The sequence below is a fragment of the Geodermatophilus sp. SYSU D01176 genome (assembly GCF_054050015.1).
In genome coordinates, this window is the sequence record NZ_JBJGYN010000026.1 from 1 (window position 1) to 22740 (window position 22740).

A 22740-nucleotide genomic window follows, 5' to 3' on the forward strand; every position below is an offset into this window, starting at 1 on the left:
GGGGGCCGGGGGGGGCGTGGGGGGGGTGGCCGACGGTGGCGCGGCGGGCGCCGACCCCCCGGCCGCCCCCGACCTTGTCCCCCCGACGCCCGTGGTCCCCCCGACGCCCGGCGCCGCCGAGGTCCTCCCTGTCCCTGAGGTGCCCGGCGGCGCCGCGGCTCCTGCCCTCGTCGTCGTGGACGGGCCGCCCGCACCGGGCCTGCCGCCCGCACCGCCGGCCGGCCTGCCGTCGCCGGAGCCCGCGCCCGCACCGGACGTGCCCACGCCCGCCGGCGCGGTGGCTCCGGCGCCCGCCGGCGTCCCGGCCCCCGCGGCGGACGCCGACGACTCGCGACCGGACCTGCCCGCACCCCCGCTCGCGCCGCTGCCGGTCCCGGCCGTCCCGGCGTCCTCGGGCGCTGCCGGCGGCCCGGGTCCGGCTCCGGACGGCGGCAGCGCCGCCCTGCCCGGCGACCTGCCGGGCGCCGTCCTCGCCGCCGTGGGCGGCCCCACCGACGCGGCTCCCGACGCGGTGCGCGCCCTCCCCGCCGACCCGTCCACCTCTCCCGACTGAGTGCTGCCCTCCGGCCGCGACGCCGGAACGGCACATCTCCGGTCCCGTCTGGGGCCGGTCCCACTCAGACCTGGAGAGATCAGCGATGAACAGATGGGTACAGCGCGGCCTGCGCACGGCCCTGCTCACCGGTGGCCTGCTGGCCGCCGGGGCGGGGGTCGCGTCGGCCGACGAGAACGACCTCAGCGCCGACGTGCTCGGCGTGACGGCGACCGTCCCCGTACGGGAGGACGCCACCGTCGGGACACCGGTCGTGACCGGCGCCGGCGGGGACCTCACCGTCGGCGGGGACGACGGCCTGGCCCTCCCGATCGACACGGACACCGAGCCGGGGACGACGGCGCTCGGGCAGGACGGGACCGGCGGCATCAGCGTCCCCGTCCGCGTCACCGAGGCGACCGACGCGCCCCCGGACCCCGGGGACGGCCTGACCGTGACCGTCCCGGTGAACACCTCCGGCGGCGGGACGGCAGGGACGACGGGAACCGCGCCGGTCGTCACCGGCGACCTCGGCGGCGTCCTGGACGGCGACCCGACGTCGGGCCTCGACGTCGACGTCGACCTTGCCGACCCGGTCGTCCCCGGCCCCGACGGCTCCGGCGTGCTCCTCGACCTCGAGGACACGGTCACCATCGGCGACGTCGACGGTGCCACGTCCCCGGACACGGTGCTGGAGGTCCCGGTGAGCCTGGAGGACGACCGGCCGACGACCGTGGCCCTGCCGCTGCCCGGCGGTCCCGGCCGGGGTCCGCTGTCCGGCGACGACGTCGACGTCCGCGTCGGCGACCTGCTCGGGGACGGTGGCGCCGCGGCGGACCGGCCCGGTCCCGGCGAGCCGGACCTGAGCCTGCCGATCGACACCGGCACCGCGCTGTCGGACCTGCTCGGCGGGGACACGCTGACCGGCACCACGGTCGACCTCGACCTCGGCGGCGTGCTCGGCGGCGGACCCGGGAACGGGTCGGTCGTCGCCGTCCCGGTCGACCAGGGCGGCACCGGGACCGCCAGTGACGTCCTGGTCCGCGCCACCCTGCCTCTCGACCCGTCCGGTCTGCCGGGCCGCGACGGGACCGGGAACGGGAACGGAGCCGGCCGGGCCCCGAGCGGGGGCCCGGCCGGTCCGGGCACCGGGAGCGGCGTGGACCACCGGGACGGCCAGGGTGCCGGGACCGGTCACGGTGCGACGGACGGCGGCGCTGGCCGGCACGACTCGGTGCCCGGTGGAGAGGGTGCCGGTTGCGCTGGCACGGGCACGGCCGCCGAGTGGTCCGCCTGGGCCGGCACCCCCTCGGCCGGGGCGGCGGGGACGGCGGCCGGCGGGTCCGGGGCCGACCGGTCCGGGGCCCACGGGTCCGGCGACGCCTGCGGCACCGGCTCGCCGCAGGCGGTGACCGCGCGGCCGTCGTCCTCGGCCACTCCCCGGGGCCCGGCCGTCCCGGCGGCCGCCGGTGCGCTCGCACTGGTCGCCGGGCTGCTGCTGGCGGCCGGCCGCGGCCGGCTGTGGCGTGACCCGTCCTGATCCGGACGGCGGCCCGGGCGCCCCGCTGCGGGCGCCCGGGCCGTCGGCGTGCGCGTCCCGCCGTCCGGTGTCGGTCCCCCCTGCCAGGCTGCGGTCATGACGACGGCCCGGGACCTCGCGCTGCTGCGGCTGGTGGCCCAGCGGATCGCCGGCCCGCCGCCTTCCACGGCGACCGAGGCCGTGCGGCTGCTCACCTGCGTGCAGGGCCAGGACCTGCCCGGGGCGATCACCTCGGTCGCGCTGCGGACGGCGGAGCGCACGCGGGCCGGGGTGGAGGCGGCGCTGGACGCCGGCGAGGTCGTCCGCTCCTGGCCGATGCGCGGCACGCTGCACCTGCTGCCCGCCGAGGACCTGCCGTGGATGCTCGAGCTGCTGGGCCCGCGGGTGCTGGCCGGCGCCGCCCAGCGGCGGGCCCGGCTGGAGCTGACCGAGGCCGACACCGAGCGCGCCCGCGAGCTGGTCGTCGGGGCCCTCAGCGGCGGCCGGCGCTGCCGCCGCACGGAGCTGCTCGCCGTCCTGTCCGACGGCGGCGTCGCCGCCACGGGGCAGCGCGGCTACCACCTGCTCTGGTACCTCGCGCAGACCGGCACCCTCTGCCTCGGGCCGATGGACGGTGGCGAGCAGGCGTTCGTGCTGCTCGACGAGTGGGTGACCGCGCCGCGGCGGCTCGACCGGGACGCCGGCCTGGCCGAGCTCGCGCTGCGCTACTTCCGCGGGCACGGGCCGGCCACCGTCGCCGACCTCGCGCGCTGGGCCGGGCTGCCCGTGACCGACGTCCGGGCGGGGGTGGCCGCCGTCCGCGACCGGCTGGCCGCCCTCGAGGTCGACGGCCGTGAGCACCTGCTGGCGCCCGAGACCGCCGACCTGCTGGCCGGGCACCGGGCGGAGGCCGCCGGGCTGTTCCTGCTGCCCGGGTTCGACGAGTTCGTCCTCGGCTACGCCGACCGCAGCTGCGCCGTCCCGCCCGAGTTCGCCGACCGGATCGTGCCCGGCGGCAACGGCGTCTTCCGGCCGACCGTCGTCCACCGCGGACGGGTGCTCGGCACGTGGGCCTGGACCGGCCGCGGCGCGAAGCGGGCGGTCACCGCCACGCCGTTCACCGAGTTCCCCGACGAGGTCGCCGCGGCGATCCCGCAGGCGGCGGCCGCCCTGCCGTGAGGCGCCGGTACTCCCGGACGACGAGCACCATGATGGCGAGGTCGAGCGCGGCGGCCCCCCAGAGCGCCGCCGACCCGGTGCGGACCGCCCGGTCCACCTCGTAGACCACGAACGCCGCGAGGACGCCGACCGCCACGGGGTAGGCGGGTCGCAGCTCCCGCAGCAGCGCGACCACCAGACCGACCTTCACCAGGCCGTGGAGGGTCAGGTAGACGACAGCGAACGTCCGGTCGCCGCCGGTCAGCGCGGCCTCCCCTGCGGCGAAGCGCTCGGCGAGGGCGCCGCGCGGACTGCCCAGCAGGTGGTGCTCCACCACCCGCCGGGTCAGCACGCCGAGCTCCCGCGGGTCCACCGCCGCGAGGGCGACGCCGGCGAGCAGCTCGACCGCGCCGTCGAGTCCCTTGAGGACCAGGGCGGCGCGCAGCAGCCGGTCGGTGGTCGTGCCGGGCATGCTCTTCGGGAGGACCGGCACCGTCCAGGCCCACGGGACCGCGGGACCGGCAGCGGAGGGGACGGGGTCGTGTCCGCTCTCCGGGGGTCACCGCGGTGGTGGGCACGGCGAGCCGTGGCCGGTGGACGGCACCTCGGTCAGCGGGAGAACAGACGCGCCAGGAACCCCCGCTTCCGCGGCTGCCACCCGGAGTCGTGCAGCAGGTCGAACAGGGGTTGCTTGATCCGCGAGGTCTCGAACTCGTAGCTCCAGGTGCGCCCCGCCTGCCCGTGCGAGGTGGCCCGCAGGGCCGCGCCCCCGCCCCATGACCTGCCGATCGACCTGCCCCTGAAGACCTGCTTCGACCCGCCGAACGCCATCGTGCCGCCGGAGAGCCGGACGTCGCTCTCCGACTCGCGCTTCCGCTCCGAGACGTCGTAGGTGCCCGACTGCTCGTCGAGGGTCACGGTGATGGCGTAGTCCTCGTCGATGGTCCCGGCCGAGAGCAGCCCCTGGTAGGTCACGTCGGCGACGTCCCAGGTCCCGACCACGCGGTTGCCCTCGCAGGAGTAGGAGAAGGGTTGGCCGGGGCGGTTGAGCTCGGCGGTGATGCGGGCGCAGGTCCCGGGGATGCTGAGCGGCACGGCAGCCCTCGCTCGGTCGGTCGACGGGGTCGACGCCGCAGTGTGGACGAGGAGTGCCCCCACCACCAGGAGTTCCGCGGCCGCACGACCCGGCAGGAGCGCTCAGCTCTCCCGCTGCTGCGCGAACCGCTCCAGGTCGTCGAGCACCAGCCCGGCACCCAGCGGGCCGATCGCCAGGAACCAGCGGTCGTCGCTGACCTCGAACGCGCGGCCCTGCTGCACCACCGGCAGGCCCTGCCACAGCCCACCCGCGGTGATCTGCCCGGCGGCGGTCCGGCCCTCGTCGCCGTAGGAGGCGTGGAACAGCAGGTCGCCGTCGGCCTGGTCGATCCGCTCGGGGCTCACCTCGACGAAGGTCTCGGCGGTGCGCTGGATCTCGGGCCGGGCGAAGCCGACGTCACCGAGGACGTCGCCGATGAACGAGCCCTCCCCGTAGAGCCGGACCGCCGAGCCGTCGAGGAAGCGCACCATGCTGACCTCGGTGGCCGCGGGATCGCCGTACAGGGCGCCCACCTCGGTGGCCCGCTCCGCGTAGTCGGCCAGCAGCTGGTCGGCCTCGTCGGAGCGGCCGAGGGCCTCCCCGGCCAGCCGGAGGTTGTCCTCCCACGTCTCCCCGACCGCCTCGGCGAAGACGGTGGGGGCGATCGCCGACAGCTGGTCGTAGATCTCGGCGTGCCGGACGGCGTTGGACAGGATGAGGTCGGGCTCCAGCGCGGCGATCTCCTCGAGGGCCGGCTCGGCGATCGTGCCGACGTTCTCGATCTCGGCTGGGTCCACCCCGGCGTCCTCGATGTAGGCCGGCAGCTCGTCGCTGACCCCGGTGCGCACCGCGCCGACCGGGGTTATCCCCAGCGCGAGCACCGCGTCGAGCTCCCCGGTGTCGAGGACGACGACCCGCTCCGGGGTGCCGGTGATCTCCGTGCTGCCCGCGGCGTGCTCGACCGTGCGGACCTCGTCGGCCGCGGAGGTCGACGCCGACGCCGACGCCGTCGTCCCCCCGTCCGCCGAGCCACAGCCGGCCAGTACCAGCCCCGCCGCCACCGCGAGCGCGCCACGCGCCGTCGTCCGCACAGTCGTCCTCCTCCGCCGCCGGACCGTCCGGCGCCGAGGGAGAACTTAGGGCAGCCTCACCTATGCCGGGTTGGTGGGGTCCACCCGCTCGACGACGAAGACGGGGATCTCCCGGTCGGTCTTCCGCTGGTACTCGGCGTACGACGGGTAGACGGCCACGGCCCGCTCCCACCACTGCCGCTTCTCGTCGCCGGTCACCTCGCGCGCCACGCCATCCCAGGGCTCGGGCCCGTCCTGCACGGTGACCTGGTCGGGGTGCCTGCGGAGGTTGGCGACCCACGCCGGGTCCTTCGGAGCGCCGCCCCGTGAGCCGACCATCGCGTAGGCGCCCCCGTGCTCGACCCGCATCAGGCCGTTCTTGCGGACCTTCCCGGTCTTCGCACCGCGGGTCCAGAAGACGGCGATCGGGATCCCGGTGTCGCGCAGCGTGTTGGCCTCCCGGCCCCCCGTCGCCTCGTAGCGCTCGACCTGCTCGCGCACCCAGGCCTCGGGACTCGGCTCGTACTTACCCTCCAACGGCATGTCCCGACCGTAGTGAAAGGACCCCGTCCCCACCCTTCGCGAGCTCGGGGCGAGCCTCGGGACGGGGCCGCAGGTCAGCGCGCCGAGTGGTCGATGGTGTGCGGCACGAAGAAGCTCAGGTTGTCGGTGACCAGCCCGTCGCTCTCCCGGATGCCCAGGCCGGCGGGCTCGCCGTCGACCACCCAGGCGCCCAGCACCGGGTGGTGCGGGCCGTCGACGCCGGCGAAGTCCGGCAGCGGGGCGAACTCCTGCACCACCCATCCCTCGGTGCCGTAGCGGCCGGGCAGCTCCACCGCGACCTGACCGTCGCGGACGATCTGCACGTTGGCACCCTCCCGGCCCCACAGCGGCTTGCGCACGAACGTCTGCCAGGACGAAGGCATCTCGTCGGCGAAGTAGGCCGGCAGCAGCAGCGGGGACAGCGCCGGATCGCTGCCGAACAGCTGCCACAGCACCGGCAGCAGCGCCTTGGTGCTCCACAGCATCTTGTAGGCCGGCTCCACCCAGGTGGTGCCGCCCGGGCGGGCGGCGTCGGCGAGGACGGCGGGGCCGAACTCGTCCTCCAGCAGCCACTCCCACGGGTAGAGCTTGAAGACGACGTCGAGGTGGCGGCCCTGCTGGTCGTAGAACCGGCCGTCGCCGTCGTCGAGCGCGATGTCCTCGACGACGAGCTCGATCGCCTCGTACCCCGCCTGGACCACGGTGTCCATCAGGTAGGCGACGGTCATCCGGTCCTCGCCGGAGCGCTCCTCCGACGTCCAGGCCAGGTGCACCCGGGGGCGGACGCCGGTGCGCCGCTCCCAGCGCAGCAGGTTGCGCTGCCAGGCGGCGACGAGCTTGTCGTGCAGGGCGTTCCACTGGTCGGCGCCCTGGCCGGTGAACAGGTGCCAGTTCCACTGGGTGACGGCGGACTCGACCAGGCCGGTCGGGGTGTCGGCGTTGAACTCCAGCAGCTTCGGCGGGCCCTGTCCGTCGTAGCGCAGGTCGAAGCGGCCGTAGACGCTCGGCGGCTCGGCCTCCCAGGTGCGGCGGATCTCGGGGCGGGCGATCGGCGGGATGTGCATCCGGTCGAACAGGTCGTGCTCGATGACGTGGTCGCCGGCCGCCACGCACATCTCGAACAGCTGCGCGACCCAGCCCTCCAGCCGCTCGACCTCGGCCATCGTGAAGTCGTAGAACGGCCCCTCGCGCCAGTAGCTGCGCACCTCGCCGCCGGGCAGTTCGGTGCGGTTGTAGACCAGCCCCTGGGCCTCGATCTCGGCCTCCCAGCCGGGACGGACCACCCCGGCCTCGATGCGCCTCATGCTGTCATCCCTCCGCCCGCGGTCGTCCCTGTGTCGAGATCACGTGGTCTCGGCGCTGTGGGAGCTCGGAACGTGCGAGATCGCGGGATCTCGACGGTGGAGCCGAGCCCTCAGCTGCCCGCGCCGACGCCGGTCCGGGTGTTGGAGCCGCCGCCCACCCCGGAGCCGATGCCGCCGGTGACCCGCGTGCCGGCGGCGACCCGGCCGGTCGAGGGGAGCCCGGCGCGCTGGCGGGCCGCGGTATCGCGGGGGTCGATCCGGGTGCCGCCGCTGGGCAGCACGGTGCCCACCGGCAGACCGGTGCGGAAGCCGCCCAGGTAGAGGAAGAACAGGCCGGCTCCGGGGCCGCGGTAGTCGTCGTCGCAGTAGTCGTCGTCGACGATCTCGCCGTCCTCGTCGGTGCAGTAGGCGACCTGCTCCTGCTCCTCCTCCTCGTCCGTGCCGCAGGCGGCGAGGAAGCCGGTGGCCGCGGTCGCCAGCACCGTCGTCGTCAGGGCGCTGCGGACGCGGTTGGAGACCGCCATGTGCTCTCCCGGTGTCGCAGGGGTGTCGGCCGACCCTAGATCGCGCCGTTCGTCGGATGGGCCCTGCCGCACCCGGGTGCCGGAACCGGATCGGAGCCGTACGGTTCGGCCCTCAGGCCGATTCCTGCACGGAGGCGCTGATGTCCGACCGCCAACCCCCCGAGATGGCGCAGGTCGCCAGCGAGACGGGCGCCAAGAAGATCCACCGCACCTGGGACCGCGTGCTGGTCAGCGCCTTCCTCGGCGGGGCCTACATCGCCTTCGGCGCCCTCGTGGCGATCACCGTCTCCTCCGGCCTGGACCCGGCCACGTGGGGCACGCTGCCCACGCTGTTCATGGGCGCGGCGTTCACCCTGGGCCTGATCCTGGTGCTCATCGCCGGCTCCGACCTGGCCACCGGCAACATGATGCTGGTCCCGCTGGGGGCGATGCACGGACGGCTGACCCTGGGGGACGTCGGGAAGAACCTCACCCTGGTCCTGGTCGGCAACCTGCTCGGCGCGCTGTTCGTGGCGTACTTCCTCGCCGTCCAGACCGGGGTCATCGGGACGCCCGGCGCCTCCGGGAGCGCGGCCCTCACCCACGACCGGCTGGCCTCGATCGCCGAGGCCAAGGCGCTGCACGAGTCGCCGTGGCAGGTCTTCCTGCGCGGTGTCGGCTGCAACTGGCTGGTCTGCCTGGGGGTGTGGATGTCGCTGGCGGCGTCCTCGGTCTCCGGCAAGGTCCTCGCGGTCTTCCTGCCGATCATGGCGTTCGTCGCCATGGGCTTCGACCACGTGGTGGCCAACATGTTCTTCCTGCCGGCGGCGATGTGGGCCGGCATCCCGGACATCGGCTGGGGTGACGTGCTGCGCAACTGGCTGCTCGCCGGGGTGGGCAACCTGGTCGGCGCGGTGGTCTTCGTGGCGACGTCCTACTGGTACCTGTTCCTCCGCGACGAGCCGGCCGAGCAGCCCAGCCGGACGCCGACCGGCGGGGAGGCCGCCGAACGCGCATGACCGGCGCCCCCCGGGGGCACCGCCGCTGACGGATGGCACCGTCTCGGCGTGCCACACGACCGGGAGGGTGCCCAGCCATGAGGTACAGCGAGGGAGCAGACCTCGATCCGTCGGGCGTGCAGGACCGCCGCGGCGGCGGTGGCCTCGGTGGCGGGCGCGGACTGGCCGTCGGCGGCGGCGGGCTCGGACTGGTCGGCGTCCTGGTGCTCGTGCTCTTCCAGGTCCTCGGTGGCGGCGGGAGCGGCGGGGGCGGTGCCGCGCTGAGCCAGCTCGGGGGCCAGCTCGGCGGGCTCGGCGAGGAGCAGACCGCCGACAACACCCAGCTCGAGCAGCAGTGCCGGACCGGCGCCGACGCCAACGCGTCGGTCGAGTGCGCCGTCGTGGCCGACATCGAGTCGGTCCAGGACTACTGGACCGGCGTGCTCGGCGCCGACTACCGGCCGACCGACACCGTCTTCTTCAACGGCTCGGTGCAGACCTCCTGCGGCGGGGCGACCAGCGGCTCCGGCCCCTTCTACTGCCCGGCCGACCAGCTCGTCTACATCGACCTGTCGTTCTTCGACACGCTGCAGCAGCAGTTCGGCGCCCAGGGTGGGCTGTTCGTCAACGCCTACGTGATCGCCCACGAGTACGCCCACCACGTGCAGCACCTGCTCGGGATCAACCAGCAGGTCACCCCGGGCGTGACCGGGCCGCTGAGCGGGACGGTGCGGCTGGAGCTGCAGGCCGACTGCTACGCGGGCGCGTGGGCGAACCACGCCGAGACCGTGCCGGACGAGTCGGGTGAGCCGTTGATCGCGGAGATCACGCAGGACGACGTCGACCGGGCCCTGGACGCCGCGGCCCGCATCGGCGACGACTTCATCCAGCAGAACCTGGGCGGCGGCACGGTCGACCAGGACGCCTTCAGCCACGGCACCTCCGACCAGCGGCAGCGCTGGTTCCTCACCGGCTACGAGACCGGCGACCCGGCGCAGTGCGACACCTTCGCCACGGACGACCTGGGCTGAGGATGAGCGATCACCTGCGGGTGGAGACCGACGGCGCCGTCGCCGTCCTCACCATCGACCGGCCCGCCAAGCGGAACTCGATGACGCACGCCATGTGGGCGGCCCTGCCCGAGGTGCTCGCCGGACCGGCCGGCGACCCGGCCGTGCGGGTGCTCGTGGTCACCGGTGAGGGACCGAGCTTCTGCGCGGGCGCCGACATCGCCGAGCTGCTCGGCGGCCCGGACCCCGGGGACCCGATGGCCGCGCTGCGCCGGGACAACCTGGCCGCCCAGGCCGCGCTGCGCGACTTCCCGAAGCCGACGATCGCGATGGTCCGCGGCCACTGCATCGGCGGTGGGGTGGAGCTGGCCACCTGCTGCGACCTGCGGGTCACCGACCCCACCGGCGTCTTCGGGGTGACGCCGGCGAAGGTCGGCATCGTCTACACGCCCGAGTCGACCAGGGCGCTGCTGGACCTCGTCGGCCCGGGGATGACCAAGTACCTGCTCTTCAGCGGGGAGCTGGTCGACGCACCGACCGCGCTGCGGGCCGGCCTGGTCGACCGGCTGGTCGACGCGGCGGACCTGGCCGACGACGTGCACCGCCTCGCCGGCGTGCTGGCCGCACGCTCGGCGCTGACCCAGCGGGCCACCAAGGAGGTCGTGGCCGCGCTCGGCGCCGGGCGCGACGGGCAGGCCGAGGCCCACCGCTGGTACCGGGAGACGATCGCGGCCGGCGAGCTGGCCGAGGGGGTCACCGCCTTCGCCGAGCGCCGCCCGGCCCGGTTCCCCTGGGGCGCCTGACCCGCTCAGGCGACGTGGGCGACGGACTGCTCGTCGGCCTCCACCGCGGCGTTCCACTCCGCCTTCTCGGCCCGCCAGCCCTCGTCGGTGCGGCCGAGGCGCCAGTAGCCGGACGCCGAGAGCCGCTCGCGGGGCACCGCGCGCTCCACCCGCAGGAAGCGGCGCAGCTCGCGCACGAAGCCGGCCTCGCCGTGCACGAAGGCGTGCACCGACCCGTCGGGCAGGGCGGTCCCGCGGACGGCGGCGACCAGGGCCTCGCCGGGGAGCCCGGCGCGGTGCACCCAGCTCAGCTCGACCCCCGGCGCCAGCGGCAGCGGCTGCTCCTCGGCGGCGTCGGCGACCTCGACGAACACCCGCGCCGCGGCCCCCGCGGGCAGCCGCTCGAGGGTGGCGGCGATCGCCGGCAGCGCGGTCTCGTCGCCGGCCAGCAGGTGCCAGTCGACGTCCGCACCGGGCCCGTAGGCGCCCCCGGGACCGAGCAGCTGCACCAGGTCACCGGGCCGGGCGGCCTGGGCCCAGGGGCCGGCCAGCCCCTCGTCACCGTGGACGACGACGTCGAGGACGAGTTCACCGGCGGCGGGGTCCCAGCCGCGGACGGTGTAGGTCCGCAGGCACGGCCAGAGCTCGCGGGGCTGCTCGCTCCGCACGGTGTCCACGTCGAACGGCGCGGCGTACGGGGCGCCGGCAGGCGGGAGGACCAGCTTGACGTAGGAGTCGGTGAAGGTGGGTGCGAAGCCGGCGAGTCCGTCCCCGCCGAGCACCACGCGGACCAGGTGCGGGGTCGGCCGCGAGGTCCGCAGCACGGTGGCCAGCCGGGGCGTGCGCGGGCGGCGCGGGGCCGTGTCGGCCATTGCAGGGCTCCCTCGGGTCGAACGTCGATAGGCAAGGCTCACCTTAGTGGGCGTTCCTGGGGGCGGTCCCGAGGCGACGGGCCATGTGTGGGTGATCGTTTGACGGGTATCGCCTCGGCCGACCAAGACGTTTGCCGAGGAGGAACGATGACTCACTCCATCGACGCCCCGTTCCCGCCGCCGCCCTCCACCGGCACGGGTGCGACCAGCGCGACCAGCGGGACCACCACGACCACCTCGACGACGGGCTCCCCGTCGACGACCGACGTGGCGAAGGACGAGGCCCGCAACGTGGGCCAGATCGCCGCCCAGGCCGGCAGCCAGGTCGCCTCGACCGCCGCCGACCAGGCCAGGGAGGTCGCCCACGAGACCCAGCGGCAGGCCCAGGACCTGCTGCACCAGGGTCGCCAGCAGCTGCGCCAGCAGACCGTGGCCCAGCAGCAGAAGGCCGCCACGGGCCTGTCGTCGCTGGCCCAGGAGCTGCGCGGCCTGGCCGACGGCACCAGCCAGGGTGCCCCCGGCCCGGCGCGCGACCTGCTCCAGCAGGCGTCGAACTACGTCGAGCAGTTCGCCGGGACGCTGCAGAACCGCGAGCCGGCCGAGCTGCTCGACGAGGTCCGCGCCTTCGCCCGCCGCAAGCCGGGTGCCTTCCTGCTGGGCGCCGCGCTCGCCGGTGTGCTCGCCGGTCGCCTCACCAGCGGTGTGAAGGCCGCGCACACCGACGGCTCGTCGTCCACGGGCGGGCAGCAGTACCGGACCAGCTACGCGCAGACCAACTACGTCGATCCGGCGCCGGCCTACTCCGGCTATGCCGAGACGACGACGTACGAGACGACCACCGGCTACAGCGGCGCGCCGACCACCGGCACGCCTGTCCCGCCGCCGCCGTACGGCACCGTCCCGCCCGCGGGCAGCGCAGTCCCGCCGACCACCCCGGCCGGCTGGGACGACCCGACCCGCCGTCCCGGCCAGGGGGTCTGACCGATGAGCTCTCCCTACTCCGGCGCGACGCCGGTCGGCTCGCCCTCAGGTCAGGACCCGTACGCCCAGGGCAACTACGCCGTCTCCCCCGACGAGGCCTACGGCGCGCACAGCGGCGCCGTGGGCACGCCCACGACTGCTGAGGGCCGCCCGAACGTCGAGGGCACCTCGGTCGGGCAGCTGTTCGGCGAGCTGGCCAAGGACCTCTCCACGCTGATGCGGCAGGAGGTGGCGCTGGCCAAGGCCGAGGTCCAGGCCGAGGCCAAGAAGGCGGGCAAGGGCGCGGGCATGATGGCCGCCGCCGCGCTCGCCGGGTTCCTGACGGTCCTCTTCCTGTCCAACGCCCTGTGGTGGGCGCTGGAGAACGTCATGGACGCCGGCCTGGCCGCGCTCATCGTGGCGCTCCTGTGGGGCATCGTCGGCGCGGTGGCCTTCTCCATGGGCAAGAAGAAGCTGCAGCAGGTGAACCCCAAGCCCGAGCGCACCGTGGACACGCTCTCAGAGGTCCCCAGCGCTCTGAAGCCCAACTGACCACGACCCTGCGGCCCTCCCAGACATCGGAGTACGGAACATGACCACGAGCAACGACCCCGACGCCATCCGCCGGCAGATCGAGCAGACCCAGCGCGAGCTGAGCTACGACGTCGACGCCCTCAACGAGAAGGTGAACCCGTCCCGCGTCATGGACCGCCGGGTCAGCGCGGCGAAGGGCCGGTTCACCCGGGCCAAGGAGCGGGTCATGGGCAGCGCCCACGACACCCGGTCGACCACGCAGTACCGGGCGCAGAACGCGGCGGGCACCGTGCAGGACAAGGCGCAGGGCGCCGCCGAGTCCGTGCAGGGGGCCGCGCAGCAGGCCGCCCACGCGGTGCAGCAGGCCCCGGACACGATCGTCCGGCAGGCCCAGGGCAACCCGCTGGCCGCGGGCCTCATCGCCTTCGGGGTCGGCTGGCTGGTCTCCAGCCTGCTGCCGGCCTCGGAGAAGGAGCGCCAGCTGGCCGAGCAGGCCGAGTCCGCGGTGCGCGAGCACAAGGACACGCTGCTGCAGCCGGCCAAGGAGGCCGCGCAGGAGATCCGCGAGGAGCTCCAGCCCGCCGCCCAGCAGGCCGTCCAGGAGGTCAGGTCGACCGCTCAGGACGCCGCGCAGACGGTCAAGCAGGAAGGCCAGTCGGCCGCGCAGGACGTCCAGGGCCAGGCCCAGCAGTCCCGCCGGACCGTGCAGAGCCAGTAGAAGGACCACCCTCCTCCCCGCGCCTCGCAAGCTCGGCGCGGGCCCCTGGAGGGTGGCCGTTCCAGTAGGTGTCACCGCGCCCCGCCGGGTCCTCCCCGGCGGGGCGCTGCGCGTCTGCGGCCGGTCCCCTGTTCGGGTGAGGCGGCCGCCGGCGCGCTGCAGCCCGCCGCCGGGGGTGCCGAGGTCGTCGGGGACGTCACCGCCCGAGGGAGGGAGCCCCGACCGTGCCGACCCCAGCGCCGCGCGTCCTGGTCGCCGACGACGAGGACGACATCCGGGCGCTGGTGGCCCTCGCCGTCCGCCGCGCCGGTTGCACGGTCGTCACCGAGGTCCCCGACGGCACCCAGGCGCTGACCGCCGCCCGCACCGACCCACCCGACCTCGCCGTCCTCGACGTGTCGATGCCCGGAGCGACCGGGTTGGAGGTCTGCGCCGCGCTGCGGTCGGACCCGGCCACCGCCGCCGTCCCGGTGCTGCTGCTCTCCGCCGGCGCCTCCCCCGACGACCTCGCCCGCGGCCTGGCCGCCGGCGCGGACGCCTACCTGGCCAAGCCCTTCTCCGTGGCCGGACTCATCGCCCGGGTGCGCGAGCTGACCTCCGGGGCGACGCCGTGACCGTCCTGGACCCAGGACTGCAGGAGCTGGCCCGGCCGCGCGCGGAGAACGCCGCCCTGCGGGCGCAAATGCAGCACCGCGACGACGAGCTCGAGGTCGCGACGAGGATGCTGCAGGCCCGGGCGCAGACGATGACCAGCGTCATCGACGCGGTCACCGAGCAGTCGATCATCGGCACCGACGTCGACGGCGTCGTCCGCGTCTGGAACCCGGGCGCCGAACGGATGCTGGGCCTGCCCCGCGCCGACGTCATCCGCCGGCGGTCGATCACGGAGTTCCACCTCCCAGAGGAGCTCGAGGAGGCCGGCGGCGGGCTGGCCGCCCTGGTGCGCACCGCGCAGGAGCAGGGCAGCGACGTCCGGGACTGGACCTACGTCGTCGCGGACGGCGGGGAGCTGACCGTCTCGGTCGCGGTGACCCCGCGCACCGACGACCGCGGCGTCCACGCCGGCTGGAACTTCGTCGGCACCGACATGACCGAGGCCCGCGCGACCGAGCGCATGAAGGACCAGTTCGTGAGTCTGATCAGCCACGAGCTGCGCACCCCGCTGACCTCGATCCTGGGCTACCTGGAGCTGGTCCTCGACGACCCGGAGCTGGGCGCGGAGGCCCGGGCGCACCTGGGCACGGTCGAGCGCAACGCCCAGCGCCTGCTGCGACTGGTCGGGGACCTGCTGTTCACCGCGCAGGTGGACGCCGGCCGGTTCGGCCTGCAGCCGCAGGACGTCGACCTGGCCGCCGTCGTCCGGGCCGCGGAGGAGACCGCCCGGGTGACCGCCGGCGCGACCGGCGTCGTGGTCGCGGTCGACGTGCCCGACGCCGGCCTGGTGGTGCCCGGCGACGCCGTCCGCCTCGGGCAGGCCTGCGACAACCTGGTCTCCAACGCGGTCAAGTTCACCCCGGCCGGCGGCCGCGTCAGCCTGGCGCTACGGGCGGCCTGGCGCACCCGGGACGGCGCGGTCGTCGACGCCCCGCAGGACGACGCCGTCCCCGTGGCCCGCCTGGCGGTCAGCGACACCGGCATCGGGATCCCCGCCGGCGAGCAGGCACAGCTGTTCACCCGCTTCTTCCGCGCCTCCACCGCCCGGCGGCACGCGGTACCCGGCGTCGGGCTGGGCCTGGCCATCACCCGGGCCATCGCCACCGCCCACGACGGCACCCTCGAGGTCAGCAGCGTCGAGGGGGAGGGAACCACCTTCACCCTCACCCTGCCCCGCTGACGGGCCCCCTCGCAGGGTCCCGCCGCGAGCGTACGAGCGGTGGGAGCAAGGGGTCCTTCACCTTGCGGATTCCTTGCGGTGGGCGGGCGGGTGCCCTGCGGTCGGCCGGTCAGGGTCGGTGCCGTCGCCGGATCACCCCGATCCCGGCCCCGAACGCAGGAGCACCCCCGATGAGCACCCACCGCGCCGACACCACCCGCAAGGTCCTCGGCTCCCTGGCCGTCCTCGGCACCGCCGCCGCGGTCGCCGGCCTGGGCACCTTCGGCACCTTCACCGACTCCACCACCCCCATCTCGGCCGAGCTGACCTCCGGCACCGTCTCGATCAACCTCACCCAGCCCTCGGCCCCCATCCCGGCCACCACCACCGGCCTGCTGCCCGGCGACTCCATCGCCCGCACCGTCACCCTGGTCAACGACGGCAACAGCCCGCTGTCCTCGGTCAGCCTCGACGTCACCGCCACCACCCCCAGCGTGCTCACCACCGACCCCGTCCACGGCCTGCAGCTGACCCTGACCTCCTGCACCACCCCCTGGACCCCGACCGGCCCCACCACCTACGGCTGCACCGGCACCGCCAAGACCCACACCACCGGCGCCGCCGCCGGCACCCGCGCCCTCGACGCCCCGGCCAGCCTCACCCCCGGCGGCACCGACCACCTGCTGGTCACCCTCAGCCTGCCGGCCACCGCCGACAACACCTTCCAGGGCAAGACCAGCACCCTGGCCCTCACCTTCTCCGGCATCCAGCGCGCCGCCACCACCCGCTGACCCACCCCACCACCCGGAGACCGACATGACCGCCGTCCTCCCGCTCCGCACCCCGGCGACAGCCCGCGCGCTGCCGCCGGCGGCCCCGGCCGTCCTGCGCACCCTGCGCGCCGCACCGGCGTTCACGGGCCGCTGGTCGGTGCGGCTGCTGGTGGCCGTGGCGGTCCTCGCCTTCGCCGTCCTGGCCGCCGGCCCGCACCTGCTGGGCTACCGCACCATGACCATGCTGACCGCCAGCATGGCCCCGGGCATCGACCCCGGCGACGTCGTCATCTCCACCCCGCTGGCCGTCACCGACGTCACCGAGGGCATGGTCATCAGCTACCACATCCCCGTCGACGACCACCGCGTCGTCACCCACCGGGTCATCGACGTCCAGCACGCGCCCGACGGGGCCGTCACCGTCCGGACCAAGGGCGACGCCAACGACCACCCGGACCCGTGGACGGCCGTGCTGCAGGGCGACACCGCCTATCAGGTCCGGGCCGTCCTCCCCGCCGTGGGGCACCTCATCACCGCGCTGCGCACCCCCGCCGTCAACCACGCCCTGGTCTACGGCGTCCCCGCCCTCCTGGCCGGCTGGCTGCTGCTGGGCATCTGGCGCCCCGAGTCGGACGCCGCTCCCGACGAGCGCGACGCCGGTGGCGACGAGGCCGTCACCCCGGACCCCGCGACCGGCGACGTCGCGAGCGCGCCGCGGACCGCGTGGGCCGGCGGGCTGTCGGTGTACGGCGCCATCGCCCTGCTGAGCGCCTGGCTGCTGCTCGGCGGCACCTGGGGCCCGGTCAGCGCGACCGCCGCGGAGGGGCAGCAGTGAGCAGGCAGCGCACCGTCGAGCTCCCCTCCCCCGGACCTGTGGGCCGGCGGTCGGAGCCGGCCCTCTCCCGGACAGCCCTCGTCGTCGGTGCCGACGCCACCGGCCGCGCGCCGGTCGCCGGGCTGCTGCGGCTCACCGGCTGGGACGTGCGGGAGGCCACCGGCACCGGCGAAGCGCTCGGCCTGGCGCGGCGCCTGGACCTGGACCTGGTCGTCACCGACCTGGACGGCCCGGCCGGCGAGGCACCCGCCCTGCTGCGCCGCCTCCGGCTGGTCGGCTGCCGTGCGCACCTACTGGCAGTGACCGCGGACGCCGGCGCGCAGGAGCGGGCCGCAGCGCTCGAGGCCGGCGCCCTGGCCTGCCTGCCCAAGCCGGTCGACGCCGGCCTGCTGCTGGACCTGCTCGGCCGCCGTGCACCCGGTCCGCAGGCGCCCGCCGCCGGGCCCGCCGCCGACGTCGACGACGAGCTGATGGACCGGCTGCAGCGGGTCTACGCCTCCGCGCTGCCGGACCGGCTCACCGCCATCGCGGACGGCGCCCGGACCGGGGACGCCACGGCCCTCGCCCGGGCCTCGGCCACGCTCGCCGGCACCAGCGCCCAGCTGGGCCACCCGGAGGTCGCCGCGGTCTGCCGGGCCATCGCGCAGGACGCCCGGCGCGGCATCCTCGCCCACGAGCTGGTCGTCGAGCTGCGCAGCGTCGCCGGCGCCTGAAGGAGGAACCCGGCTCCTGTGCGGTGTCCGTCCGTTCCTTGCGGATTCCTTGCGGTGGGCGGGCGGGTGCCCTGCGGTCGGCCGGTCAGGGTCGGTGCCGTCGCCGGATCACCCCGATCCCGGCCCCGAACGCAGGAGCACCCCCGATGAGCACCCACCGCGCCGACACCACCCGCAAGGTCCTCGGCTCCCTGGCCGTCCTCGGCACCGCCGCCGCGGTCGCCGGCCTGGGCACCTTCGGCACCTTCACCGACTCCACCACCCCCATCTCGGCCGAGCTGACCTCCGGCACCGTCTCGATCAACCTCACCCAGCCCTCGGCCCCCATCCCGGCCACCACCACCGGCCTGCTGCCCGGCGACTCCATCGCCCGCACCGTCACCCTGGTCAACGACGGCAACAGCCCGCTGTCCTCGGTCAGCCTCGACGTCACCGCCACCACCCCCAGCGTGCTCACCACCGACCCCGTCCACGGCCTGCAGCTGACCCTGACCTCCTGCACCACCCCCTGGACCCCGACCGGCCCCACCACCTACGGCTGCACCGGCACCGCCAAGACCCACACCACCGGCGCCGCCGCCGGCACCCGCGCCCTCGACGCCCCGGCCAGCCTCACCCCCGGCGGCACCGACCACCTGCTGGTCACCCTCAGCCTGCCGGCCACCGCCGACAACACCTTCCAGGGCAAGACCAGCACCCTGGCCCTCACCTTCTCCGGCATCCAGCGCGCCGCCACCACCCGCTGACCCACCCCACCACCCGGAGGAGCCCCAGTGACCACCCGCCGTCTGCTGGTCCTGCTCGCGCTGACGGTCGCCGTCGTCCTCGGCTCCGGTTCCACCGCAGCGAACGCCACCTTCGCCGACTCGGCGGCACTGTCCTCGACGACCGTCGGGACGGCCACGGTCGCCGCGCCGGGGAACGTGACCGCCGAGTTGTGGTCCTGCAGCAGCACCCGCTGGATGCGGATCGCGGTCGCCTGGGAGCCGAGCGCCTCTACCGGCGTCAGCGGCTATCGCATCTACGCGTCCCTCAGCAACGGTCGTCTCTACAACGTCGGTGCCGTCAGCGCCACGGAGACGCAGGCCACCGTCATCGTCGACAAGTTCGTCGGGTCAGCGACCTCCGTGGCTATCACGGTGACCACGCTGACCAGCTACGGGTGGACGGCGACGTCACCCAAGACGGCGGCGCTGACGTGCTGAGCACGTCGGCCGGCGGTCACCGGTGGCGGTCCCGTCCGGGTGTCGGGGTCCGCTCTCAGGCGACGAGCCGGTAGCCCACCCCGCGTACGGTGCGGATCGACGGCGAGGACAGGCCGGCGGCCTGCAACTTCCGGCGGAGGTTGGACATGTGCGCCTCGACCAGGCGGACGCTGCCCTCCCAGTCGGTCTGCCAGACCTCGCGCAGCAGCGTCTCGCGCTGCAGCACCCGACCGGGGCGCGAGGCCAGCGCGGCGAGCAGGTCGAACTCGGTGCGGGTCAGGTCGACGACGGCACCGTCCACCCGGACCTCGCGGCTGTCCTCGTCCACCTCGAGCTCGGCGAGCCGCAGCACCGACTCCTCGGCCGGCGCGGGACGCGGGGCGGGGACCCGGGGACGGCGCAGCATGGCCTGCACGCGGGCGACCAGCTCGCGCGGCGAGAACGGCTTGGCCATGTACCCGTCGGCGCCCACAGCCAGCCCGATGAGCAGGTCGACCTCCTCGGCGCGTGCGGTGAGCATGAGGACGTAGCACTCGCTCTGGGCACGGATCTGCCGGCACACCTCGGTGCCGTCGGCGTCCGGGAGACCGAGGTCGAGGACGACGACATCGGGGGCTGCGCGCCGGACCTCGGCCAGCGCCTCGGCGCCGGACGCGACCGCGCGGACGTCCATCCCCGCCCGGCGCAGCACCGTGCAGACCAGCTCCCTGATCTCCTCGGTGTCCTCGACGACGAGCACGGACCGCTCGGACACGACGTCTCCTCCCCTGCCGGTGCGACCGACGCCGGCCGTGGGCCGCGCGTCACCTGACCGGGTGATCGGCGGTGCCCTCGGTCGCCTTGAGCGCGGCCCGTCGGCCTCACCCGGACGGAGGAGGCACGGCGGCGCGACGCAGGTCGACGGCGGTCGACCCGATGGGCGGCGCGCTGCGCCGGTGCACCGCGCAGACGGCCAGGCCGCGCGCACCGGCCAGCCGGGTCACCGTCGCGACGACGTCGTCCTCCGACTCCGGCGCCATGACCGAGAAGGCCACGACCACGCGGCCGGTGGGTGCGAGGACCCGGGAGACGACGTCCCACGTCGCGGCCTGGGTCGGGGCCCAGAAGGCCCGCACGTCGAAGCAGACGACGACGTCGAAGGACTGGACGCCGAGGTCGGCATCGGACAGCGCGGCCGCATGCAGCCGCACCCGGCCCGCCTCGACCGCGGCGCGGTTGCGGCGGCCGGCCGCCGCGACCATCGCCGGCGAGCGGTCGACGCCGAGCACCTCGCTCGCCCGCTCGGCCAGCAGGGCCACGAGGACCCCGTGACCGCAGCCCACCTCGAGCACCCGGTCCCCCGGCCGGACCGCGACCACGCCGGCAGCCCAGGTCTGTCGCGCGGAGGCAGCCACGCCGGCGACCGTAGGGCTCCTCACCCCGACGGGGCGGGTGGCCCGCCTCCGGGCTCAACCGCGGACCGACTGGTGCCGAAAGACCCGGTACCTCGCGCCCGAGGGAGCCCTCGGGGCCCGATGCCCCGCCCAGCAGGAGGACCGCCATGATCGGTCTGACCCGTCGCACCGGTGAGCTCTGCCGCCTGGACCCGGACCACATCGAGCGGGTCGAGGGCGGGTACGACACCGTCGTCATCACCACCGACGGCAGCTCCTACTGCGTCCGGGAGACCGTCGACCAGGTCATCGGCCGCATCGTCGAGGACCGTGCCGGCGTGATCGCGGCCTGCTACGTGCTCGACCGAGGAGAGGAGCCCGATCCGCTGCGCCTGGGCGGTCCCGACGTCCCGCCGCAGGCGCACGCCCCCGGCCCGGTGGTGCCCGTCCGGCTGTCCTGACCGCACCGGCCGTTCCCCCCTCGAAGGGAGGACCCGCTCTCGGTCGAGCTGGACACCCCGACACGTACGGCCGATCTCCTCATCGACAGGACCCGATCCAACGAGGAGACGCCGTGAAGATCGCCGCTCGCGGGGTGCCCGCCAGCGACCCGCAGGTCTACAGCGAGGTGGCCCAGCTGCTCGACCGCCGGGCGGCCATGGCGCACCCTCCGTACAGCCTGACCGTGTCCGACTCGGTGGCCCTCGGCATCGCGCGGCTGTTCCGCAGCACGTCGCTGTCCGGCGAGGTGCTCGACCGCTTCGCCGCGGGCGGCTCCGTGGACAGCGACGAACTGATCGAGGCCGCCCGCTTCGAGCAGGGCTACGCCTCCCCCGAGGGGTACGCGGCCCTGCGCTGCCTGGTGCTGTGGGTGCACAACCGGACGCACCGCACCGAGCATCGGCGCGCGCAGGTCAGCTGACCGGGGTCAGGCGGTCGGCGGGGTCCTTGCGCGCCCACCAGCCGGCCAGCAGGGACCCCGACACGTTGTGCCACACGGAGAAGACGGCCGCCGGCAGCGCGGCGGCCGGGCTGAAGTGCACCGTGGCCAGACCGGCGGCCAGCCCGGAGTTCTGCATGCCGACCTCGATGCTGATGGCGCGCCGGGCCGAGACGTCCATCCCGCAGACCCGCGCGATGCCGTAGCCGAGCGCCAGGCCGAGGCCGTTGTGCAGCACCACCGCCAGGACGACGACGGCGCCCACCGAGGTGATCGTGTCCGCGCTCCCGGCGACGACGATCACCACGACCGCGGTGATGCCGACGACCGAGACCAGCGGCAGCGCCGGGAGCACCCGCTCCACCAGCCGGGGGGCGACGAGCCGCAGGACGAGCCCGAGCAGCACCGGCACGAGGACGATCTGCACGATCGAGGTGAACAGCCCCCCGGCGTCGACGAGCAGGTACTCCCCCGCCAGCCACAGGACCAGCAGCGGGGTGAGCACCGGTGCGAGCAGCGTCGACACCGAGGTCATCGCCACCGACAGGGCCGTGTCGCCCTTGGCCAGGTAGACCATGACGTTGGACGCCGTCCCGCCCGGAGCCGCGCCGACGAGGATGACGCCGGCGGCGACCGCGGCAGGCAGGCTGAGCGCCTGGGTCAGCAGCCAGGCCCCGCCCGGCATGACCAGGTACTGCGCCGCGACGCCGAGCAGGAGGCCCCACGGCCGCCGCGCCACGATGGCGAAGTCCGACCCGCGCAGGGTCATGCCCATCCCGAGCATGACCACCATGAGGAGGTACGGGACAGGCGCCCCGCTCCCGGCGAACGTGTCGGGGACCGCCAGGGCGATGCCGCCGGCCACGACGACGATGAGGGCGAACCAGCGCCCGACGAACGTGCTCAGAGCCGCGATGCTGTCCACGGGCGCCCACTGTCACAGACCGGCCGGGAACAGCCTCGGTACTGGTACGGCGACCACCACCCGGAACCGTCGGTGCCGGCGGAGAGGATCGGGGCATGACGGCCTTCTTCCTCCCCCGGGCGAGCGACGACGAGCAGGCGGAGCGGCTCTACGAGGCCCTCGCCGAGTTCGCCGGGTGCGAGCCCGCTCCCCCGGGTCAGCGCGTCCGGTCGATCGCCTTCACGCAGGACGGCGCCGAGTGGGTCGCCGAGGTCGGGGAGGAGCTGCGCGGGCAGCGGACGACGCAGCAGCTGCGCCGCGGCGAGCTGATCGAGCGCACCGAGACGCTCAGCTCGACCACGCGGGTGCTCGCCGTCTACCCGGGCGAGCCGTTCGTCGTCGTGACCGACGCCCAGCCGATCACCGGCACGCCCTCGGAGTGGGCCAACCCGTTCACCGCCCGGCCGGACCGGGTCACACTGTTCGACGCCTCCTGAGCCCGGGGACGACCCACGGCGCCCTCCCCTCACTGGAGGCACGCCGCACGGCGGGACCCCTGCGCATCGCCTCTGGTCAGGCACCCGGCCGGGTTCCTATCCTCCGGAG

The 22740-nt window shown here is 75.1% G+C and carries 29 protein-coding genes; 19 read left to right on the top strand and 10 right to left on the bottom strand.

Annotation, left to right across the window (positions count from 1 at the left end):
* The first annotated feature begins 175 nt into the window (after positions 1–175).
* From ACI78Z_RS14770 to ACI78Z_RS14780, 3 genes are all read left to right on the top strand, one after another.
* On the top strand, positions 176–553 hold the full coding sequence (locus ACI78Z_RS14770; protein WP_457037290.1) for a hypothetical protein: 378 nt from the start codon (positions 176–178) through the stop codon (positions 551–553).
* A gap of 85 nt (positions 554–638) precedes the next feature.
* Positions 639–2072 carry a hypothetical protein gene (locus ACI78Z_RS14775; protein ID WP_457037291.1) on the top strand — a complete coding sequence of 478 codons (1434 nt, stop codon included), beginning with the start codon at positions 639–641 and terminating at the stop codon, positions 2070–2072.
* 96 nt (positions 2073–2168) lie between these two features.
* Complete coding sequence (locus ACI78Z_RS14780) at positions 2169–3230, top strand: winged helix DNA-binding domain-containing protein (protein ID WP_457037292.1); 1062 nt, start codon at positions 2169–2171, stop codon at positions 3228–3230.
* Here the strand turns inward: ACI78Z_RS14780 and ACI78Z_RS14785 are convergent.
* The 6 genes from ACI78Z_RS14785 to ACI78Z_RS14810 all read right to left on the bottom strand — a co-directional run bounded on the left by ACI78Z_RS14785 (position 3169) and on the right by ACI78Z_RS14810 (position 7725).
* On the bottom strand, positions 3169–3681 hold the full coding sequence (locus tag ACI78Z_RS14785; RefSeq protein WP_457037293.1) for a DUF2127 domain-containing protein: 513 nt from the start codon (positions 3679–3681) through the stop codon (positions 3169–3171). The two genes, ACI78Z_RS14780 and ACI78Z_RS14785, sit on opposite strands and share 62 nt — an antisense overlap.
* 137 nt (positions 3682–3818) lie before the next feature.
* The gene (locus ACI78Z_RS14790; protein ID WP_457037294.1) at positions 3819–4304 is read right to left on the bottom strand and encodes a hypothetical protein; all 486 of its coding nucleotides are present in this window, start codon (positions 4302–4304) and stop codon (positions 3819–3821) included.
* 102 nt (positions 4305–4406) lie between these two features.
* On the bottom strand, positions 4407–5375 hold the full coding sequence (locus tag ACI78Z_RS14795; RefSeq protein ID WP_457037295.1) for an ABC transporter substrate-binding protein: 969 nt from the start codon (positions 5373–5375) through the stop codon (positions 4407–4409).
* Positions 5376–5435: 60 nt separating this feature from the next.
* Entirely contained in the window at positions 5436–5897 is a 462-nt protein-coding gene (locus ACI78Z_RS14800; RefSeq protein ID WP_457037296.1) for a nitroreductase family deazaflavin-dependent oxidoreductase, read from the bottom strand.
* A gap of 74 nt (positions 5898–5971) precedes the next feature.
* Positions 5972–7201: a glutathionylspermidine synthase family protein gene (locus ACI78Z_RS14805; protein WP_457037297.1), complete on the bottom strand. Its 1230-nt coding sequence runs from the start codon at positions 7199–7201 to the stop codon at positions 5972–5974.
* Positions 7202–7311: 110 nt separating this feature from the next.
* A complete protein-coding gene (locus tag ACI78Z_RS14810; protein ID WP_457037298.1) occupies positions 7312–7725 on the bottom strand; it encodes a hypothetical protein in 414 nt (137 codons plus the stop codon).
* A gap of 140 nt (positions 7726–7865) precedes the next feature.
* On the opposite strand from ACI78Z_RS14810, the gene ACI78Z_RS14815 reads away from it, so the two are divergent.
* The 3 genes from ACI78Z_RS14815 (at position 7866) to ACI78Z_RS14825 (ending at position 10515) form a co-directional block, all read left to right on the top strand.
* Positions 7866–8723 carry a formate/nitrite transporter family protein gene (locus tag ACI78Z_RS14815; protein WP_457037299.1) on the top strand — a complete coding sequence of 286 codons (858 nt, stop codon included), beginning with the start codon at positions 7866–7868 and terminating at the stop codon, positions 8721–8723.
* 77 nt (positions 8724–8800) lie between these two features.
* Complete coding sequence (gene ypfJ, locus ACI78Z_RS14820; protein ID WP_457037300.1) at positions 8801–9733, top strand: KPN_02809 family neutral zinc metallopeptidase; 933 nt, start codon at positions 8801–8803, stop codon at positions 9731–9733.
* Between the two features lie 2 nt (positions 9734–9735).
* The gene (locus ACI78Z_RS14825) at positions 9736–10515 is read left to right on the top strand and encodes an enoyl-CoA hydratase/isomerase family protein (protein ID WP_457037301.1); all 780 of its coding nucleotides are present in this window, start codon (positions 9736–9738) and stop codon (positions 10513–10515) included.
* Positions 10516–10520: 5 nt separating this feature from the next.
* Here ACI78Z_RS14825 and ACI78Z_RS14830 read toward each other — a convergent pair whose 3' ends face one another.
* Positions 10521–11366: a siderophore-interacting protein gene (locus ACI78Z_RS14830; protein WP_457037302.1), complete on the bottom strand. Its 846-nt coding sequence runs from the start codon at positions 11364–11366 to the stop codon at positions 10521–10523.
* Positions 11367–11513: 147 nt separating this feature from the next.
* On the opposite strand from ACI78Z_RS14830, the gene ACI78Z_RS14835 reads away from it, so the two are divergent.
* The 10 genes from ACI78Z_RS14835 (at position 11514) to ACI78Z_RS14880 (ending at position 18917) form a co-directional block, all read left to right on the top strand.
* The gene (locus ACI78Z_RS14835; protein WP_457037303.1) at positions 11514–12347 is read left to right on the top strand and encodes a hypothetical protein; all 834 of its coding nucleotides are present in this window, start codon (positions 11514–11516) and stop codon (positions 12345–12347) included.
* A 3-nt stretch (positions 12348–12350) separates the two neighbouring features.
* On the top strand, positions 12351–12878 hold the full coding sequence (locus ACI78Z_RS14840; protein WP_457037304.1) for a phage holin family protein: 528 nt from the start codon (positions 12351–12353) through the stop codon (positions 12876–12878).
* A gap of 40 nt (positions 12879–12918) precedes the next feature.
* Positions 12919–13578 carry a DUF3618 domain-containing protein gene (locus ACI78Z_RS14845; protein WP_457037305.1) on the top strand — a complete coding sequence of 220 codons (660 nt, stop codon included), beginning with the start codon at positions 12919–12921 and terminating at the stop codon, positions 13576–13578.
* A gap of 224 nt (positions 13579–13802) precedes the next feature.
* Positions 13803–14192 carry a response regulator transcription factor gene (locus ACI78Z_RS14850; RefSeq protein WP_457037306.1) on the top strand — a complete coding sequence of 130 codons (390 nt, stop codon included), beginning with the start codon at positions 13803–13805 and terminating at the stop codon, positions 14190–14192.
* Positions 14189–15412, top strand: coding sequence for a sensor histidine kinase (locus ACI78Z_RS14855; protein ID WP_457037307.1), 1224 nt, complete (start codon positions 14189–14191; stop codon positions 15410–15412). The genes ACI78Z_RS14850 and ACI78Z_RS14855 overlap by 4 nt, the downstream gene beginning before the upstream one ends.
* A 170-nt stretch (positions 15413–15582) precedes the next feature.
* Positions 15583–16182 (top strand): TasA family protein, encoded by a 600-nt coding sequence (locus tag ACI78Z_RS14860; protein WP_457037308.1) that lies wholly within the window; start codon positions 15583–15585, stop codon positions 16180–16182.
* 25 nt (positions 16183–16207) lie between these two features.
* Positions 16208–16999: a signal peptidase I gene (locus ACI78Z_RS14865; protein WP_457037309.1), complete on the top strand. Its 792-nt coding sequence runs from the start codon at positions 16208–16210 to the stop codon at positions 16997–16999.
* Entirely contained in the window at positions 16996–17712 is a 717-nt protein-coding gene (locus ACI78Z_RS14870; protein WP_457037310.1) for a response regulator, read from the top strand. The genes ACI78Z_RS14865 and ACI78Z_RS14870 overlap by 4 nt, the downstream gene beginning before the upstream one ends.
* Positions 17713–17858: 146 nt before the next feature.
* Positions 17859–18458, top strand: a complete 600-nt coding sequence (locus ACI78Z_RS14875; RefSeq protein WP_457037308.1) for a TasA family protein — start codon at positions 17859–17861, stop codon at positions 18456–18458.
* A 27-nt stretch (positions 18459–18485) separates the two neighbouring features.
* The gene (locus tag ACI78Z_RS14880; protein WP_457037311.1) at positions 18486–18917 is read left to right on the top strand and encodes a hypothetical protein; all 432 of its coding nucleotides are present in this window, start codon (positions 18486–18488) and stop codon (positions 18915–18917) included.
* A gap of 55 nt (positions 18918–18972) precedes the next feature.
* On the opposite strand, the gene ACI78Z_RS14885 is transcribed toward ACI78Z_RS14880, so the two are convergent.
* Both ACI78Z_RS14885 and ACI78Z_RS14890 read right to left on the bottom strand, forming a co-directional pair.
* Entirely contained in the window at positions 18973–19671 is a 699-nt protein-coding gene (locus ACI78Z_RS14885; RefSeq protein ID WP_457037312.1) for a response regulator, read from the bottom strand.
* Between the two features lie 106 nt (positions 19672–19777).
* Positions 19778–20311 carry a class I SAM-dependent methyltransferase gene (locus ACI78Z_RS14890; RefSeq protein WP_457037313.1) on the bottom strand — a complete coding sequence of 178 codons (534 nt, stop codon included), beginning with the start codon at positions 20309–20311 and terminating at the stop codon, positions 19778–19780.
* Between the two features lie 146 nt (positions 20312–20457).
* Between ACI78Z_RS14890 and ACI78Z_RS14895 the strand changes: the two genes are divergently transcribed.
* On the top strand, positions 20458–20751 hold the full coding sequence (locus tag ACI78Z_RS14895) for a flagellar FlbD family protein (RefSeq protein WP_457037314.1): 294 nt from the start codon (positions 20458–20460) through the stop codon (positions 20749–20751).
* A gap of 113 nt (positions 20752–20864) precedes the next feature.
* Positions 20865–21212, top strand: a complete 348-nt coding sequence (locus ACI78Z_RS14900; RefSeq protein WP_457037315.1) for a hypothetical protein — start codon at positions 20865–20867, stop codon at positions 21210–21212.
* Here ACI78Z_RS14900 and ACI78Z_RS14905 read toward each other — a convergent pair.
* Positions 21205–22155 carry a bile acid:sodium symporter family protein gene (locus tag ACI78Z_RS14905; protein ID WP_457037316.1) on the bottom strand — a complete coding sequence of 317 codons (951 nt, stop codon included), beginning with the start codon at positions 22153–22155 and terminating at the stop codon, positions 21205–21207. The genes ACI78Z_RS14900 and ACI78Z_RS14905 overlap by 8 nt on opposite strands.
* A 95-nt stretch (positions 22156–22250) precedes the next feature.
* Here ACI78Z_RS14905 and ACI78Z_RS14910 point away from each other — a divergent pair, with 95 nt between their 5' ends.
* Entirely contained in the window at positions 22251–22631 is a 381-nt protein-coding gene (locus ACI78Z_RS14910) for a hypothetical protein (RefSeq protein ID WP_457037317.1), read from the top strand.
* The last annotated feature ends 109 nt before the right edge of the window (positions 22632–22740 follow it).